18 protein-coding genes are annotated in these 17307 nt (G+C 53.7%); 10 read left to right on the plus strand and 8 right to left on the minus strand.

Features of this window, described 5'->3' with window-relative positions:
* The first annotated feature begins 354 nt into the window (after positions 1-354).
* On the plus strand, positions 355-1578 hold the full coding sequence (locus tag NHAL_RS07255; protein WP_013031487.1) for an IS256 family transposase: 1224 nt from the start codon (positions 355-357) through the stop codon (positions 1576-1578).
* A gap of 46 nt (positions 1579-1624) precedes the next feature.
* Here the strand turns inward: NHAL_RS07255 and NHAL_RS07260 are convergent, their stop codons facing one another.
* Together NHAL_RS07260 and NHAL_RS07265 are read right to left on the minus strand one after the other, a co-directional pair.
* Entirely contained in the window at positions 1625-2764 is a 1140-nt protein-coding gene (locus tag NHAL_RS07260; protein WP_238985334.1) for an IS4 family transposase, read from the minus strand.
* Positions 2765-2950: 186 nt separating this feature from the next.
* Positions 2951-3316 carry an RNA-dependent RNA polymerase family protein gene (locus NHAL_RS07265; RefSeq protein ID WP_049780599.1) on the minus strand — a complete coding sequence of 122 codons (366 nt, stop codon included), beginning with the start codon at positions 3314-3316 and terminating at the stop codon, positions 2951-2953.
* Here NHAL_RS07265 and NHAL_RS20975 point away from each other — a divergent pair.
* Together NHAL_RS20975 and NHAL_RS20980 are read left to right on the plus strand one after the other, a co-directional pair.
* Positions 3308-3460, plus strand: coding sequence for a four helix bundle protein (locus NHAL_RS20975; RefSeq protein WP_157862497.1), 153 nt, complete (start codon positions 3308-3310; stop codon positions 3458-3460). The genes NHAL_RS07265 and NHAL_RS20975 overlap by 9 nt on opposite strands.
* 69 nt (positions 3461-3529) lie before the next feature.
* Complete coding sequence (locus NHAL_RS20980; protein ID WP_157862499.1) at positions 3530-3691, plus strand: hypothetical protein; 162 nt, start codon at positions 3530-3532, stop codon at positions 3689-3691.
* On the opposite strand, the gene NHAL_RS07270 is transcribed toward NHAL_RS20980, so the two are convergent.
* The 3 genes from NHAL_RS07270 to NHAL_RS07280 are packed head-to-tail and all read right to left on the minus strand — an operon-like array spanning position 3677 to position 7588.
* The gene (locus tag NHAL_RS07270) at positions 3677-6076 is read right to left on the minus strand and encodes an nSTAND1 domain-containing NTPase (RefSeq protein WP_013032524.1); all 2400 of its coding nucleotides are present in this window, start codon (positions 6074-6076) and stop codon (positions 3677-3679) included. The two genes, NHAL_RS20980 and NHAL_RS07270, sit on opposite strands and share 15 nt — an antisense overlap.
* Before the next feature lie 5 nt (positions 6077-6081).
* Positions 6082-6822 carry a toll/interleukin-1 receptor domain-containing protein gene (locus NHAL_RS07275; RefSeq protein WP_013032525.1) on the minus strand — a complete coding sequence of 247 codons (741 nt, stop codon included), beginning with the start codon at positions 6820-6822 and terminating at the stop codon, positions 6082-6084.
* 55 nt (positions 6823-6877) lie between these two features.
* A complete protein-coding gene (locus NHAL_RS07280; RefSeq protein WP_157862501.1) occupies positions 6878-7588 on the minus strand; it encodes a WbqC family protein in 711 nt (236 codons plus the stop codon).
* A gap of 59 nt (positions 7589-7647) precedes the next feature.
* Between NHAL_RS07280 and NHAL_RS21505 the strand changes: the two genes are divergently transcribed.
* Positions 7648-7806: a hypothetical protein gene (locus NHAL_RS21505; RefSeq protein ID WP_013032527.1), complete on the plus strand. Its 159-nt coding sequence runs from the start codon at positions 7648-7650 to the stop codon at positions 7804-7806.
* A 76-nt stretch (positions 7807-7882) separates the two neighbouring features.
* Here the strand turns inward: NHAL_RS21505 and NHAL_RS20985 are convergent, their stop codons facing one another.
* Positions 7883-8053: a hypothetical protein gene (locus NHAL_RS20985; protein WP_013032528.1), complete on the minus strand. Its 171-nt coding sequence runs from the start codon at positions 8051-8053 to the stop codon at positions 7883-7885.
* Between the two features lie 92 nt (positions 8054-8145).
* Positions 8146-8979: an EcsC family protein gene (locus NHAL_RS07285; RefSeq protein ID WP_013032529.1), complete on the minus strand. Its 834-nt coding sequence runs from the start codon at positions 8977-8979 to the stop codon at positions 8146-8148.
* Between the two features lie 127 nt (positions 8980-9106).
* On the opposite strand from NHAL_RS07285, the gene NHAL_RS07290 reads away from it, so the two are divergent.
* From NHAL_RS07290 to NHAL_RS07310, 4 genes are all read left to right on the plus strand, one after another.
* The gene (locus NHAL_RS07290) at positions 9107-11347 is read left to right on the plus strand and encodes a tRNA(Met) cytidine acetyltransferase TmcA (RefSeq protein WP_013032530.1); all 2241 of its coding nucleotides are present in this window, start codon (positions 9107-9109) and stop codon (positions 11345-11347) included.
* 83 nt (positions 11348-11430) lie between these two features.
* Positions 11431-12699, plus strand: coding sequence for a glucose-1-phosphate adenylyltransferase (locus NHAL_RS07295; protein ID WP_013032531.1), 1269 nt, complete (start codon positions 11431-11433; stop codon positions 12697-12699).
* A 110-nt stretch (positions 12700-12809) separates the two neighbouring features.
* Positions 12810-13025, plus strand: a complete 216-nt coding sequence (locus NHAL_RS07300; protein ID WP_013032532.1) for a hypothetical protein — start codon at positions 12810-12812, stop codon at positions 13023-13025.
* Positions 13026-13458: 433 nt separating this feature from the next.
* Complete coding sequence (locus NHAL_RS07310) at positions 13459-14598, plus strand: CapA family protein (protein WP_013032534.1); 1140 nt, start codon at positions 13459-13461, stop codon at positions 14596-14598.
* Positions 14599-14680: 82 nt separating this feature from the next.
* Here NHAL_RS07310 and NHAL_RS07315 read toward each other — a convergent pair whose 3' ends face one another.
* The gene (locus tag NHAL_RS07315) at positions 14681-15076 is read right to left on the minus strand and encodes a hypothetical protein (RefSeq protein ID WP_013032535.1); all 396 of its coding nucleotides are present in this window, start codon (positions 15074-15076) and stop codon (positions 14681-14683) included.
* Between the two features lie 548 nt (positions 15077-15624).
* On the opposite strand from NHAL_RS07315, the gene NHAL_RS07320 reads away from it, so the two are divergent.
* Together NHAL_RS07320 and NHAL_RS07325 are read left to right on the plus strand one after the other, a co-directional pair.
* Positions 15625-16350 carry a tetratricopeptide repeat protein gene (locus NHAL_RS07320; protein ID WP_013032537.1) on the plus strand — a complete coding sequence of 242 codons (726 nt, stop codon included), beginning with the start codon at positions 15625-15627 and terminating at the stop codon, positions 16348-16350.
* 8 nt (positions 16351-16358) lie between these two features.
* Positions 16359-17306 carry an MBL fold metallo-hydrolase gene (locus tag NHAL_RS07325; protein WP_013032538.1) on the plus strand — a complete coding sequence of 316 codons (948 nt, stop codon included), beginning with the start codon at positions 16359-16361 and terminating at the stop codon, positions 17304-17306.
* Position 17307: the final 1 nt, after the last annotated feature.

Below are 17307 nucleotides of genomic sequence, written 5' to 3' on the forward strand. Positions count from 1 at the left end.
GCGTTAGCTTTGCTTCATTTTTGTGATTGCGGAGTATCTAAATCTCTCCCTTGAAGGAGCACAAGGAAGTGCGACGCCCCATTGAAATCAGTCACGATGAAACTCTAATCTGCATCACGCTGACTGAGGTAGGTGAGAAAGGCATCAATCTTTGTTTTCTGTTCCCTCCCCCTTGATGGGGGAGGGTTAGGGTGGGGGTGAAAAAGTGGCGGTAACTGTGGATGATGAGCTAGTTTAATTACCCCCCATCCCCGCCTTCCCCCGCCAGGGCTGTAGGATAGACGCATAAATTGGGGGGTGTACAAATAACTGTGTAACTGGTGATCTGTAATTAACAACAAGGAGAAAGCACTGATGACCAGTATTGAAAAAAAGACCGATGAGTTGCTGGATGAACTTCTGAAGGAGTGCAATAGCCCGAAAGAGGTTCTGGGCGAGCATGGGTTATTGAAGCAGCTGAGCAAGCGCTTGGTGGAGCGGGTTTTGGAGGCTGAGCTGACTGAGCACCTAGGGTACGCGCCCCATGCTCAGGAAGGTCGGGGCAGTGGCAACAGCCGCAACGGCAAGAGCAAGAAGCGGGTTCAGAGCGAGGCGGGGCAATTGGAAATCGAGGTGCCACGGGACCGCAATGGGAATTTTGAGCCGCAATTGGTCAAGAAACGTCAGCGTCGGCTGGAGGGCTTTGATGAGAAGGTGCTAGCGCTGTATGCCCGGGGGCTCTCGACCCGAGAGATTGAGGCGCAGCTGGAAGAGCTCTATGGGGTGGAGGTCTCCCCGGCGCTGATTTCCCAGGTGACCGATGCGGTGTTGGAGGAGGTGCGGGCCTGGCAAAGCCGGCCCCTATCGGCCGTCTATCCCATCCTATATTTTGATGCCTTGTTTGTGAAATCACGCCAGGAGGGCATGGTGAAAACGAAAGCAGTGTACTTAGCCCTGGGGGTCAATCTAGAGGGAGAGAAAGAGCTGTTAGGGATGTGGATGAGTGAAAACGAAGGGGCTAAATTCTGGCTGTCGGTATTCAATGAGCTGAAAAACCGGGGGGTCGAGGATTGCTTTATTGCCTGCGTGGACGGGCTCAAGGGCCTGCCTGAGGCCATCGAGGCGGTGTTTCCACAGGCCCAGGTTCAGCTGTGCATCGTGCACAAGGTGCGCGGCTCGCTGAAGTATGTCCCCTGGAAACAGCGCCGGGCCGTGGCGGCCGACCTGCGGGCCATCTATGGCGCCGCGACCCTGGCCGAGGCCGAACAGGCCCTAGAGCGCTTCTCAGCGCGTTGGGATGAGACATATCCGGCCATCAGCCCCAGCTGGCGGGCCGATTGGTCACGGCTGACGGTCTTCTTTGATTACCCACCCCAGATCCGGCGAGCCATTTATACCACCAACGCCATCGAATCATTGAACTATTCACTACGAAAAGTCTTGAAAAACCGGGGCGCTTTTCCCACGGATGAAGCCATTTTCAAGGTGCTCTATCTGGCCCTGAACAATATCACCAAAAAATGGACTCAACCCATTCGGGACTGGAAGGCCGCCCTCAATCAATTCGTCATCCTCTTCGCTGAGCGGATGCCCAAGTGAAAATTAGTTACACAAAAAACTTGACACCCTCATAAATTGCCCTGTTTCATGGGGGGCATCCTTCATTTTCGATAGCATCGAAAACCTCACGGATACTTTGTTCACTTACGATTACCCTTACTTTTCGTCGAATCACTTGGCAGCCTAGATAGAATAGAGAGAGCACGCGCCGATGTTTTATCGAATTGGCCTGAAACTGATAATGTAATTGTTGCCGCTCTGTCAGCCAACCCACGGCCCAGGCCACCATGCCTGCCAAAGCCGCAATCAACAGCAACACCTCAATGCGGTGCGGGTCACGACTATAGGCCAGATTAAAACTGAAGCCATAGGCTGGACTTTTCAAATCCCGGAACCCTTCTTCAATCTGCATCCGCGTACGATAGAGTTTCACCACGCGCTTGGCCGATTGACGACCGCACAAGGAGCTGGCCAACAACCACGGCTCCTTCGCCGCCAGACGGTATTCGGCTATCGACTTGCCATGCCGACCCCGGGCTTTTCCTTTGAACAAATAGAACCTACTCTTTAACGGGTTCTTACGACACATCTCTACCGCTCCGAGTGCCTTCGCTCGGCCACTGGCTTGCGCCCATAATTCTCGGCAGGGCCGCCATTCCCGCTCCCCCACCGGTCGGTAGGATTTTCGCCCCCGGATCCGGCCTACGTAATCCCAGCCATAACTCACAATTTGCTTAAACCAGGGATTATGAAATCCGGCGTCCGTGATAATCACGGGCCGACTCGCCGCCGGTAACAACGCCTTGAGCGTCTTTAAAAAAGCTCGCTGCACGCGCTCATTCCCCTGCTGCGATTGCGCATGGACCGTCTCATACAGGGTCAACGCCCGTCCCGGCGCCACTAATGCTGCCCGCAATACATACAAGTCTGTGTTCGGTAGATGACTCCAATCTACCAGTATCCACGGCCGCCGTTTGTTTCCCACCAGCTGCTTGACTAACGCCTCATACACCGCTTTGCTTTGGGCTTGGACGTACTTATTCCCCATAAATCGGTCCGACCGCCGTATCCCACTGCGCTCTTGAATCGGTAACTTCAATGACCGACCCAGCTGGGTTACCGATAACCGCTTCGTCTCCAAGACCGTCTCCACCAACAACACCAACGTCCACAAGCGTTTTAAATGCATGATCTCCGACAACATCCGGTGTAAAATCTTCTTCACAGGCACGGGAACAACCTCTCTTCGGTTTTTAATCGTGACCCGTATGAGATCAGATGTCTCCGTGCCTGTCTACTCCTTCTATTCTTGCAACCGCTTGTTTCTTAATTAAACAATTCCCTTTTATCCGTCTATACCTCAGCCGCCAGGGGGGAAGGGGTAAAGTTGCCATTGCAGATTAAGGTTAAGCTAGACGAGCGAGCGCTTAAAGGGCCGCTCCAGGAGATGCCGCCGTAATCCCCAAGTATCGGCGTACCGCATATGGTTAATCCACCCTTGGACGCTGGCATCGAATTCAGCAAAGCTAATTTTATCGGCACAATAGTCCCGCCACCGTGCCTGGAGGCGGCGCGTGAAATTGCGCACATTGCGGGCCTTGACCCGGCGGTGGGTAGGGTAAACGATAAACCCAAGCCAGGGGATGCCACTGCGGACGGGTGTAGCCTGGGCTTGGGGATGGACGGTTAATCTAAGCGCCGCCAAGCGTTCAATTATGGCTTGTTTCCAACGCCATAGCTCGCGTTTGCTGTCGCTAAAGAGGGCAAAATGATCCACGCCGATGCCGCGCTCAATAAACTACGGTTATATCTACGCTTGGCGCATCAGTGGCGCTGGCTCAATGAGGGCCAGTACCGGCATGTGAGCATGATGGTCGCAGAACTCGGGCGGCTGTTGGGCGGTTGGATGAAGGCCAAGTGAGGTGGCGGCTCAGGGTGCGAAACCCAGGAGCCGCCTCCATTTTTTATATGCCCGAGGGAAGGTCTTGGCGTGATCTTCCGTGCGGACGGGACGTGCCTGGGCCATCTTCAGCCCCTTCGCCTCGGGCCGCAAACCGTGGTCGGCGGCCTTACTGGAAGCGCCGCCTGCGTCGGCGGAACCAGTGGGCGCGCTCGCAAGGGATCAGGGATTCAGAAATCAGATGGGGGATGAGCACACCACCCGAAACCCGATGAGGATGAAGCGGTTATTGGGAAGATAATGATAGCGAAAGGCCGAGCGGGCAAGGCCTAGATCGTTGCCCCAGGACCCGCCGCGCACCACACGGGACTCATCGCCACTTAACTGGGTACGTTCAGGATGCCTGTATTCATTCAGACACCACTCCCAGAGATTACCGCCCATATCCAATGCCCCCACGGGCGAAGCGCCGAGGGGATACATGCCTACCGCGGTAGAGCGGCTCAGCCCCGATTCATAGGTGTTGGCATAGGCGGGATTCTCCTCCACTCCCCAGGGATACATATTTGCTGGGTCGCCGCCGGTGGCGGCTTGCTGCCATTCCCATTGCGTCGGCAAGCGGATTTCATAGCCCAGGCGGGCGCTTAGCCAGCGGCAGAAAGCTACCGCATCCAACCAAGAGACATTGTCTGCCGGGTGGTTGTCATAGGCTTGAAACGGCCGACCAGGTGCTGAGTGTTGGTCTAATAATCCTTGCCACCGTTCGGGGTTACTGTAACCGTCGGCCGCTTCCAAAAAGGCCTGGTACTGCTGCCAGGTCACCGGATAGCGGGCAATATAAAAGGGGGCGACCGGGAACGGGAAGGCGGGTTCATCTCCCTCGACCTCCAAGATGACCTCACCGGGGGGCACCTGACGCCACTCGATATCCGGCAAACCATCTTCCCGGAGGCCTACCCCCTTTCGCGGGTCCGGGTCACCCAGGAGAGCGAGGCGAACGCCAATCAGGGCGCGGCACTCGTGGGAGGTGTCTGGATCTTGGATTTCTGCCAGCATATGCTGGGGATGGATAGGCCCGAGGAACTCCTGCTCTAGGGGGGTGGGTTGATAATCAAGGCGCTTGAGCATGCCACAGGCTTCTACCACCCGTTCATGGGACCAGCGGTAAGCCTCCTTGCGCTCCTGAACTTCCCACTCTAAAGCGGCCTGTTGCAGTTGTTTGCGCCGCCAGAAGTCGGCAAAGCGATCCTCAATCCATTTCTTTAAGCGAGGCCAGCGGGTCAGCAGGGACTCATGGGCGACTTCCACCACATCCCTGTCTTCCTCAGGATCGCCGCAGTTCAGTAATCGGGCTTTGGCGAATTGCTCAATGGATGTGCATGCTGCGGGGGTAGTTTTGAAATGAGTAAGCGATGAGCGTCTTCGGGTTGGAATACCACGTTCCGAGTCTATTTCTACCAATTCTTTGAAGATTCCTGCCAAGGCGTTTTGGGCGTCTTTGTTTAATTTAGCGTAAGCGTCCTCAGCCCGCTTGCCAATGGCTCCCTTGATGCCGCCGAAGCTGTCGTAAGCCGTATGGGTGAGCGTGGTGCCCGGTTGGCATGCCTTATAAAGTTCAGCCAAAGCGAAGGCCATCAACGCGAGGGCGCCGGGTTCGTTGCCAGTATCGCGGAGGATGCGCCCAGACAGTCCCTCCTCAAAGGATAAACCTGCTACTGCCGCAGGACCTGTGATCATCTCCATCAAGGCCAGGAGATCCGGTGGTGCCAGCGAAAAGAAACCTGCCCGTAGCCATTTGTCAAAACGAGGGTAGTCAATGCAATGGTGAAAAAAGTCAGCCCGTAAGGCAAGAACGAGACGCAGCCGGTCTGCCTGTGCGGCTTTCTCCAACATGGCAATGAAACGCTTGTGGTGTTTCGGTTCGGTCAGAGTAAATAGCTCTTCGAATTGGTCGATAAAGAAGAGCAACTTAGTGGTTGCCGGCCGTTCTTCAAATAAGGGCCTTACTAGCGCGGCCAGATCACCAGTGGCGCGTAGCTTTTCAGCGATAGTGCGACCACTTAGATCGTGGGTTTCCAGATAAGGTTCCAGTTTGGCTGCCAAAGGGAGAAAAGGATCATCGCCTAATCCACCAGGAGTAAAACGTATTTTCTGCCAACTTTCACCGCCGGGGAGTTCTCTCAGACGCGGCAGTCCCCCGGCTGCCACGAGAGAGGATTTACCAGAGCCGGAAGCGCCGATAACGGCGACTAAGGCCTGCTGCTTAATTTTGTTTAATAGCTCGTTAGTTTCTGCCGTACGACCAAAGAAAAGCCGGGCCTCCTTTGTGGTGAAGGCGCGCAAGCCTGGAAAGGGAGAGCCTTTCTGGTGTGTGTGAGTCGCTGGGGGAGGAGGTGGAGTCGGTGGTGTAAGTACTTCGGCTATAATATCTTCCCTGTCTATGTAGTGCAGTGCTTCCGGTAACTCTTGTAGACGCTCACGTTCCTCTAACCACACCCATATGTCTCGGGGTTCATGGCCCTTGTCAAATGCCGCTTGTTCTTGAGGTGGGATGTCAAAGTAATCTGCCAGATCTTTCCAGTCACGCTGCAAGCGCTTGCTAAAGGCGATTTTTTGTTTGCCCGAATACACCATCATTCCATTCAAGAAAAGTTTTCTAGCAACTCCGCTAATTCCCCGCGCTTAATTTCCCGCAAGGCGGCAGGTAGCTGAGACAAACGGCTGCGATTTTCCAGCCACACCCAGATCCCGCGGCCTTCGTCGCCCCGTTCAAATCGGGCCTGATCGCTGACCCGTATTTCCAGGCAATCGGCTAGGCGCTTCCAGTCATCCCCCAGGCGATCACAGAAGGCGATTTTGACTTTTCCTGGAAAGGGTCCTGGAAAGGGGCCTGGCGGCGGAGGAGGACTCGGCCCGTTGTAATGACTTTGCCGGATCAGTTCCGCCCGCTCGCGTAGCTGCTCGCGGATTTGCAGAAATAAACGCTTGCGGCGGCCGTTGTCTTGAAAATGTTCTTCCACGGTTTGGTCGCCGCCAGGCAAGAATTGGCGGCTTTTCAGCCATTCGTGCCGGCGCCAGTCACAAGGTGAGAGAATGACGGGAAAGAGATGGGCCTTGTGGGCTAGAAAATGTTTGATCTCGGTGTTTTGGCAGTAGTCTGAATCCAGAAAACCTTGGCTAACCAGCACCAGGGCGATGTGGGAGTCCTGAATCTGGGTTTTAATCACCTCATCCCACAGTTCCCCTGGGCGGATACTTTGATCAGTCCAAAACTCGATATTTTCTTTCTCCAGCCCCTTGAGGAATCCAAGCAGCGAGTTCTCTTCGAGGTAATCGGCGTCCTGATGGCTGTAACTGACAAAAATTTTTATCCGGTCAGGCATGACGTGCTTTTGCTTTTCTGAGGGGCCGCTGCCAGGAAAGTGATTATAAACTGCTTTATTGTGCAGAGGCGATAATATCCAAGCTCTTGGGGCCGCAATTTAAGAGCAAATCTAACGCGGAGAGATTGTAGCGAAAATCGCCCCACAACTGGGGATAGACCGGTGGGCGGAGAGGGGTAAAGACGAGATTAATGCCGCAGGTGCTAAACTTTTCCCTATCGAGATATTTCTCTGCTGGGGGCAAAGTGACAAAAGTATCGGCGTTCAAGGCGCGGCAGACGGAGACCAATAATTCCGTGCCCTGGCCGGAAACCCCCAGTTCAGACTGTAAAACCCAGGTACTTTTTAGGCCCAAGGTGTTCCAAAGATATTGGATCAGATCCACGTTGAGATCCGCCAGGCGGCAGTGGTGATAGGCATAGATTGCCTCTAGGTGAGGCAGGTGATCATCCAGATAGGGAGCATGGGCATAATGCTGCCGGAGGCTTTGGAGATGTTTTTGGCGCCAGTGGGTTTCATTGTGGATCTCAATGTCTTGAATATTCTGTTTTCCTCTGCCTTTTTTCCGCACCGGGACCCTGAGCCAGAGTTCGCCCTGGTCGCTTTTGAGCCGGTTGCGGGTCATCCAGCTTCGGCCCAGGGGAAATTGGACTTGATCCAGAAGCACCAGAGTATCGGCCCGTAGCCCCTTGTAGAAAAAACCTGGCCAGGGAAGGAAAATAGGTTGGTGGGTGGTAATAATCATCCCGGAGAATTCGGCGTTCAAAAGGGCTATTGATTAAGATTAATATAATTCAATTCACTAAGTTGGCGAGTGGCAGAGCGATGACTAAATCCCAGGAAGAAAAGAAGGCCCAGAAAAAGCGGTTTTCGGACCGATTGTTAGAGAACATGAGTCGATTTATCGTTTCTCTGACCTGGGCAATTTTGCTCGCGGTGGTGATATTCGTGGTTTATTTAGCCACCCAGTTTGCCCAGCGATAATCCCTGAATATGGGTAAAGAATATTCCCATTGGATTCAGGCCTATTTACCGGGAGCATAGACAGGATAAAAAAAACCTAGGTACCAGGATGGGAGGCTTTTAGTTCCCGCAGCCGCGCTTTAGCTTCTTCTTCCGAGCTATAAGTGCCATAATTTATAGGCGGTTTATCCGGGTCATCCAGGTCTTTCTCCTGAACGATCCACTCTTCAGTTTCCGGGTTGTAGTAAAGCAGAAAAGTTTTGTCCATGGACTTTGCCTCCTTTAGACGAGGTACCTATAGCTCAAAGTATAGCCATGGATTAAATGCTGTTCTGCCAGGAAAATTGGCCCCTATTTTGGCTACCAACCTTCCAAGGGGCTGTATTCTTTCTCGGCTTCCGCTTCTTCTTGGGTTAACTGTTGGTACGCAGCTCTCACCGTCTCAGGGTCATATTTTCTCTCCAGCCGGCGCACGATGAAATGGCCTCGGGCCATGTCTTGGAAATGCTGCATAAAGATCAAGTTCAATAGGGCACCACTTACTGCTCCAGCGACGGGGATCATCTGCGCAGCCGCTTTATCGGAAATGACTACCCCAAAGCGGGCCGTAGTGGCCCGAATTAGATTAATGGCGGCAGGTATATTGGCTCCCGCACCCGTGTAGTCAAGAAAATCAGAAAAGTGGAAGGCGAGAGTCGCGCGAATGCCATAGTAGCCCGTATCCGCAGCATCGTCCTCTTTGGTACGGCCCCCTAGGGCAAAGACCTCCATGCAGGCAAGCCTTGCTTCCAGGGTATTTAAGTCTTCGCCCTGGCTATGGGCAATGTCCCCGATAGAGCGCAGCATGAGGGCTGTGGTGATGGGCAATTCGGCCAGGAGGGTGAACGGGGCAAAGAATCCGCCTATAGTGCCACTGCCCATCGCCATAAACTTGTGCAGACGGTCGTGAGCAGCGGAGGGAGGAATGCGTCCCATGGAGGTAATCGCCATATCCAAGGTGCGACGAATACTGAACTCCACGACTCCATGGAGATGTTGGTACCAGCGCTTGGGCAGGAGTTTGAGCCCCTGCTCAATAGGTGTGCCCACGACATTGCTCAAGCGTGCGGCAAATGAAGGGTGTTCCAGGTGTCGGTGTGCCCATCGGAGATCGGCGAGATCCTGGGCGGAGAGGGAAGGTGTGGATTGATGCATATCTTGTGCTGCTCGCAGAGCCTTGTTCAATATTAAGTATTAAAGGGTTTGTGGTAAGGGATAGGGCAAAGTGATAAGGGTAATGGTAGGATGGTCATAAATCTCATGCTCCTTTCGACACTTGATCGTGCACCCCATTCTCTTCCCTCCAACCTTGGATAATATCAGGAAAATCACAGCCTCTCTGGTAGCCGCGGCCAAGGCGAGCGGCCATCGCCGCGCTTTGGTATTGTCTGGGGACCGGGAGTGGTGTCTGCAAGCCGCCCAGGTCAGCTTAGCAAGCACTTCCCTGGAACCGGTTCTGTGGATCGCTGCCCAGGCCCCCGAAAACGCCTGGAGGATGGAGGCCGCCAAGGCGCATCGGTCGTTGGGGCAAGAAGTCGATGCCATCGTCTTTGATGCCTACAGCGGTTTTGACTTGGATGCCTTTGGAATCATCACCGGCGCCATTCGGGGCGGCGGGCTGCTGCTATTGCTCACTCCGCCCCTGGCGGCATGGCCAAGCTTCAATGATCCCGAGCATGCCCGCATTGTGACGGCGCCCTATGAGGTCACAGAGGTCACGGGGCGTTTTCTGAAACGCCTGGTGCGCATCCTCCGCGAAGCTGAAGGGGTGATAATCATCGAGCAAGGAAAAATACTCCCCAGCGTCCCGTTTGCAGCCCCGGCGAGGGCAGAAACGGGTGGTAACCCTCCCTCTCCAGGGGATTCGGCGTGCCGCACCGAGGATCAAGGGCGGGCGGTGGAGGCGATTGTCAAGGTGGTGACTGGGCAGCGGCGGCGGCCTGTGGTGTTGACCTCGGATCGGGGCCGGGGCAAATCGGCGGCCCTGGGGATTGCAGCGGCGAGGCTGCTGCAGCGGGGGCTCAAGCACATCATCGTCACCGGACCACGGTTGGATGCGGTGGAGCCGGTGTTTCGCCATGCCCAACGGCTATTGCCCCAAGCCACGGTTTCCCGGGCAGCCCTCCATCTCCCGGAGGCGGGCATGGAATTCGCCCCCCCGGACGATCTTATCCGCACTTCCCGACCCGCGGATTTGCTGTTAGTGGATGAGGCGGCAACCATCCCTACCCCTTTGTTGGAACGATTGCTCCAGGGTTACTCTCGGATTGCTTTTGCCACCACCATTCATGGTTATGAGGGAACGGGGCGGGGTTTCGCCCTTCGTTTCCACAGAGTGCTGGATGAGAAAACCCGAGGATGGAAAGGGCTGCGGCTGGAGACCCCTATCCGCTGGAGATCCGGAGATCCCCTGGAGCATTTCGTCTTTCGGGCCTTGCTGCTAGATGCCACGGCGGCGCCAGACTCGGCAGTCGCGTCGGCGAGACCCGAGACTGTTGCGGTTGAGCGGTTGGATCGAGATGCCCTGGTGAGGGATGAAGCCACCCTGTCTGAACTCTTCGGCTTGCTGGTGTTGGCCCACTACCAGACCCGCCCCTACGATCTGCGCCATTTACTCGATGGCCCCAACCTTTCCGTGTATGTGATGCGCTACCGGGGGCACGTGGTGGCCACCGCGCTACTTGCTGCGGAGGGCGGTTTCGTTGAGGAAACGGCTAGAGGGATTTGGGAAGGGCGCACTCGACCCCATGGGCATTTACTCCCGGAGTCCCTGGCGGCCCACTTGGGCTTGGCGCAGGCGCCACGGCTGCATTGTGCCCGGATCATGCGTATTGCCGTCCATCCTGCGGTTCAGGGCCAAGGCCTGGGAACTCACCTGGTGGATACGATTATCAGGGAAACCGGGGGGGAAGGCTTGGATTATCTGGGAAGTAGCTTCGGTGCGACCGTGGAGTTGCTTCGCTTCTGGGAACGATTGGATTTTCTGCCGGTGCGTCTCAGCGTGAAGCGGGGGGCCACCAGCGGGGCCCACTCCGCCATTGTTCTGCACCCTTTATCCAGCTCCGGCCAGGCGCTGGTCAAAAGAGCCCGAGAGCGTTTCCTGGTGCATCTGCCACACCAGCTTGCAGATCCGTTGCGGGAGTTGGAACCCCAGCTTGCGGCTTGGCTCTTGCGCCGAGGGGACCCAGCCGGCCCCCTCCCTTTGGATTCCCAGGATTGGTCCGATGTGCTGGCTTTTGCCTTTGGTCGGCGTGTCTATGAGGTCTGTATTGGCCCTATTTGGAAGCTCACTTGGGGGGCGCTTGCCGCCCCTGAGAGCGCGACACTGCTGGGGGAAGTGGAGAGAAATGCGCTCATCGTCAAAGTATTGCAGAAAAGAAGCTGGCAAGAAGCGGCCGCAGCCCTGGAACTCTCAGGCCGGGCCCAGGTGATTGAAGTCCTGCGCCGGACCCTGCGTCCCCTGGTGCTGCACTTTGGCAATGAGGCTGTGCGTCGTGAGGCCGAACGGCTTGCCGGGGGCTAGCTCTCTCCAGCGATATCTCGTCCTATCATCTATAATTTTAAATAAATTCGCACGAGCCCCGATAGAGATCAAGGAGTTGACGGATGAGGAAGAAAAGATACGGGGGACGAATCATTGCTTTTGTGATGGCGGGGGGGGAAGGTAAACGCCTTCATCCTTTAACTGCGGAACGCTGTAAACCCGCTGTCCCTTTTGGTGCCCGTTATCGGCTGGTTGATTTTGTTCTGAGTAACCTGATCAATTCTGAAATTCGCTCCATTTATCTTTTGGTGCAGTATAAACCCCAGGCCTTGATTGAGCATATTCGCAGGGCGTGGGTGATATCCCCGTTGCTCCCTGATCAGTTCGTCACGGCGGTGCCTCCCCAGATGCATGAGGATACGCTCACTTTCAAGGGCACGGCAGATGCGGTTTATCAGAGTCTCCGACTGCTTGAGCCCCATAATCCGGATTTGGTGGCCGTATTTGGCGCCGATCATGTGTACAGAATGGATGTGCGGCAGATGGCTTGGTTTCATCGGGAACAGAAAGCCGATGTCACGGTTGCCGCCCTGCCGGTACCTATGGAGCAAGCGCCGAATTTTGGGATTCTCGCCACAGACGCGGATGGCCGAATACGGCAATTCCAGGAAAAACCCCAACAACCTAAATCGATGCCCTCCGACTCCAACCGTGCCTATGCCTCCATGGGGAACTACCTGTTCGATACTAGGGTGCTGGTAGAGGCGCTCATGGAAAGCCACCGATTGGGTGAAACGGACTTTGGGCATCATGTTCTGCCCCGGTTGCTGAAGAGCCACCGCCTCTTTGCCTATGATTTTTCAAGCAATGAAATTCCAGGGATTAAGCCCTATGAGGAAGTGGGTTATTGGCGTGATGTGGGCACCATTGACGCCTATTTCGAGGCCCATAAAGATGTGCTCGGGGAGGAGCCCCGCTTCGATGCTTTTAACCCCCAATGGCCTATCTTTTCCAGTAACTACCAAGGGCCGGTAGCTCGGATTCTCGGGGGTGAAATCGAGAATAGCCTGTTCAGTGCCGCCTGTGTAGTTCATAGAGGTGCTCGGGTGCGTAACTGTATCCTCCGCCGGGAAGCCGTGGTGGAAGCAGGGGCGGAGTTAGAGGAATGCATCATTATGGATTATTCTAAAATTAAGCGCGGCGCCCGGCTGCGACGGGTTATCGTCGACCGTCATAACATTATTGCACCGGGTACCCAGATTGGTTATGATTACCAGGAAGATACCCGCCGATATCATGTCTCCCCCTCGGGAATAGTGGTTGTTCCTAGAGGCAAACTCAGTTTTTATGCGCGTAATTCGCGTGGTAAGGGCCTGGGCTACGCTGAATAGCACTGGGAACGTAGCGCCTGTGCTTTATGTGTCTATCACTGTCAATGGGAGTCCTAAAGGTGTTTCATTTCCCCTCCTGTTGACCCCTGCAAATCTTGGAGTAGGATTTAATGCGTTATCGAGAAGATGCTATAACCGGAGAAATGGGTGCCCCGATAGTCAATGAGGGGATGCTAACGGGGACGGCCCTGTATGCACTTTTGGTGGGTATCGGAATTTGCATTGTGGGAATCCGCACAGGGCTGATTTGGGCCACGCTTATGGGGGGAAGCCTAGCGGGGGTGAGTGCGGTTTATTTAGGTGCGGTCGTGCTCGGTTATGCCTGAGCGAGAGCTACCAAGTTCAGATTTTATGCCCCGACCTTCTTGTTGCAGGGGGAGTTAGCCATAGCGGATAAACAGCACATCTTACGCCTTCCCTCCCGCTAGGGGGAAGGCGTAGATGGGGGATATTAAAATTGGAGTTTCGCTATGACTGATTTCAATTTTGTTCCTACAAAACTTCATCAATCTGGAGAATTCGCGGTTCCTCGCGGTCCTCGACGAAAGGGTGACCTTGGTCTTGGGGTCTTTACCGCTCCTCGCGCTTTCACTTCGGGTGCTCCCCACCCTAGGCTCCGAGAGCAAGAAAATCATAACGCCAATTCATGGCAAAACGCAAGTCATGTGGCCCTCGCGCTCGGCGCGCCGTTTCACTTCGCGACCTTGCTAGGGGGTCGCCTAACATCCATGTGAGGCTCCAACGCTGTCTTTTAAGGTCATGGAACCTGCCGAACCTAAGTCACAAGAGAATTCCAATCTTATTACTCTGTTTCTCTGCGGTGACGTGATGACGGGGAGGGGCATTGACCAAATTTTGCCTTACTCCAATCATCCCGCTATCCATGAGCCCTATATGGATATGGCAACGGATTACGTAAAACTTGCGGAAAAGGTCAATGGCCCCATCCCAAAACCCGTAGATTTTGCCTACATTTGGGGAGATGCTCTTGAGGAATTGGCGCTGGCATCTCCAGATATACGAATCATCAACCTAGAGACCAGCATCACCACCAGTGACGATTGGCTTCCTAAGGGTATCAATTACAGAATGCACCCCAAGAATATCTCTTGCATTACGGCGGCAGAGATAGACTGTTGTGTGCTAGCCAATAATCATGTGCTGGATTGGGGGTATTCAGGACTAGCAGAGACCTTGGAAACGTTGAAGAAGGCGGGAATAAACACTGCCGGCGCAGGCGATAACCTTAATCAGGCAAAAGCGTCGGCAATCATGGAGGTGTCTGGGAAGGGCAGGGTGGTGGTGTTTTCCTACGGGTCGGTAACAAGTGGCATACCGCTGGATTGGGCTGCCTCGAAACACAAAGCCGGCGTGAATCTACTGGCGGACTTTTCAGAGAAAACCGCCTGCGGTATTGGGGAAAGTGTCCGAGAGGTAAAGCAGCCGGGGGATATTGTCATTGCTTCTATTCACTGGGGTGGTAACTGGGGCTATTACATCCCGCCGGAGCAAAGAGCATTTGCCCACCAACTGATTGAAGAGGCCGGCGTGAATATTATTCATGGCCATTCTCCCCATCATGCCAAGGGAATCGAAATCTATAAAGGGAGCCCCATTCTGTATGGGTGTGGTGATTTTTTGAATGACTATGAGGGTATCCGCGGTTACGAAAAGTATCGGGGTGAGTTGACCTTGATGTATTTTGTTACCATGGAGGCAGCGACAGGAAAGGTGTGCCGGTTGGAGATGGTACCTCTTCAAATCAAACGCTTTAGCCTAAAACGGGCCTTAAGGGAGGACCGCCAATGGTTGCAAGAAACCCTCACCAGGGAAGGGAAAAAGCTAGGTACCCGAGTAGAAGGCGGAAGGAATAATACCTTAATACTGAAATGGGAATAAGGCGTCGTCTCAGTGTTATAGACCCAAAGGAGGCCGCTAGGCTGCTAACAACACTTTAACGCTCAAGTCATTGAAAAATATATTAATTTTTGTCGAACCAATCCTCATTTTCGGTAAACCCTTCGCCATCGTTGCCCATAAATTCGGTTAGCTCTTCTAGGGGTTCTTGTGCTGCGGTTTCTTTAGTCGATGAGCCCCGTGCCGGAAATTGGACTACTCGATTATCGTGAGGCTTGAAATTACGCCGGGCTTTGGTATAAGCCGTTTTAAGTTGCTTGGTCGCCGTTGTCTGTTCGGGATTTAATTCCCGTAGCTTTGGTTCGACAATCTGGCGCTGATACTCCAAAAATTTTCCCCGCGCAAGGTTAAATAAATAGACCGTCTGCTCATTGCCCGTTTGGAGGCTATGGTCAAGCACGACCAGTGTACTCTTCTGGCCTGCATCAAGATAACCGTACCAAAGTCTTTTCTCTTTCATATTCTTACTCGTTTTAACAATCTCCTGGGTAATGTGTACCAATACTTCGGACAGTTTTTAGCAAACTTGTTATCAACACGCAAAATTTTACTGATTGGGGGAGTACCTTCTGCAAGTCCTGTTTTAGCCCACCCCCGCTTGATCTATAGCTTAAAGATTAATCTAATATGCGAATTGATATCCCGTTTTATTCTGTACAGAAGCCCTGGCGAGGTAAGTCCATGGTGGATTGCGATACCACCGTTCTAACCAAGGCGCGCTATAATCGGATTGCAGGTTTTTTAATGGGATGGAGTCTCTTGTGGAAAATGGACGGTACGCCGGGTTGAGGCTAGAAGCCGTCGAAAATTTGACGTTGAGTGTCCTAGTAAGGATCTTGGCAAAATTTTTGAGTGGAATGGGGTCGCCCCTACAAGCCGACAGGTAGCGTGCGCTGTGCGCACGAAGGGAAGGAATGAGAGCCCAGAAAAACCAACCCCTCAAACTTTTAGGCCGGGGCTGGATAGCGAAGTTTTAACACAGGGTGCTAACCTGAAACGGAGATTTCTATGAATCAAGACACTAGAGTTCATTATCGAAACGCCACCGGGGTATGGAAATTCATCGGGGCGGTATTACTTTTAGGTTTATTTCAAGTGGCCCAGGCGGATGTGGATGCCGGAAGGGAGGCCTATAAGAACCAAGATTATGAGACCGCGCTGAGGGAATTCATGCCCCTTGCCGAAGAGGGAAATATGAATGCTCAGTTCTACATGGGCCTGATGTACGCCAATGGACATGGTTTGCCCCAAGATCCGGAAGAAGCCCAAAGGTGGTTTGAAAAATTTAGTGAGCAACTGGATGTGAGTGCTAAGTTCAACCTGGCCGTGATGTACTATCAAGGAAAATCGGTGCCCCAAGATGTCCCCAAAGCCGTTTATTGGTTTAAAAGGGCAGCGGAAGAAGGAGATCCCGAAGCTCAGTTTAATCTAGGTTTTATCTACGATAATGGCTATGGGGTTGCCCAGGATCGAGAAGAGGCGATTAAATGGTATGAGGAGGCTGCCAATCAAGGAATTGTGGAGGCACAAAATAACCTTGGGGTGATGTATAGCGAAGGGCAAGGGGTAGCAAAGGATTACGTTCAAGCTTACTTCTGGTTCAACGTAGCAGCAAAGCAAGGAGATAAAAACGCAGAGAAGTACAGAGATACCCTGGCTAAGGATATGAATACGTCACAAGTTGCCGAGGCCATAAAGCTGACCCACGAGTGGCAATTATCCTCGGGGCACTAGGAAATCCGGTGAAAGCGTACCTCACTCCTTTTCCTGATGGCATCACCGCCATTGACACGGGTTTTGTGCGTCCCAAAATGGATGCCAGTCATGTTATTTTTCGGGGGGGGCGGGCCGCTTTTGTGGATACCGGGCCGGCGCCCTCGATTCCCCGGCTCATGGAGGCACTGGCGGCTTTGCAAATTACCCCCCAGCAGGTTGACTATGTGCTGCTGACTCATATTCATCTGGACCATGCGGGGGGTGCGGGTGGACTAGTGCAGCAATTGCCCCATGCTCAAGTCGTCGTTCATCCCAGGGGGGCGTCCCACCTTGCCGATCCTGAGAAACTCGTTGCTGGGACCCGGGCCGTTTATGGGGACAAGGTCTTTAGGCGCCTATACGGAGAGGTTGTCCCCATCCCCCCTGACCGCATTATTGCGATAGCAGAGGGAGAATGGCTGGAATTGGGGGGAAGTCGTCTGGAGTTTATCCATACCCCGGGGCATGCCTTACACCATTACTGCATCATTGATCGGGATAGCCGCAGCATATTCGCTGGTGATACTTTTGGTATTTCCTACCGGGATTTGGATACTTCCCAGGGGGCGTTTATTTTTCCCGCAACCACGCCCATCCATTTTGACCCGGACGCCGCCCATGCTTCCATTAATCGTCTCATGGAATATGAACCAGAAGCCATTTATCTGACCCATTATAGTCGAGTAACCGATCTTAAGCGGCTAGCCAAAGATTTACACAGGGATCTTGAGGCCTTCGTCACCCTGACAAGGGATTGTGTGGAGGAAGACGATCGGCTAACAGCTATTAAGGGTAAGCTGCGGGCTTATCTGTGGGATCGTTTGGATGTCCATGGTTTTCCCCAAGATGACAGCCAGCGTGATGCTTTATTGGGAATGGATATCAACTTGAATGCGAAGGGGTTGGCGGTTTGGCTTGAGAGGCAAACAGGCTAAT

It is taken from the genome of Nitrosococcus halophilus Nc 4 (assembly GCF_000024725.1).
GTDB classification, from domain to species: domain Bacteria; phylum Pseudomonadota; class Gammaproteobacteria; order Nitrosococcales; family Nitrosococcaceae; genus Nitrosococcus; species Nitrosococcus halophilus.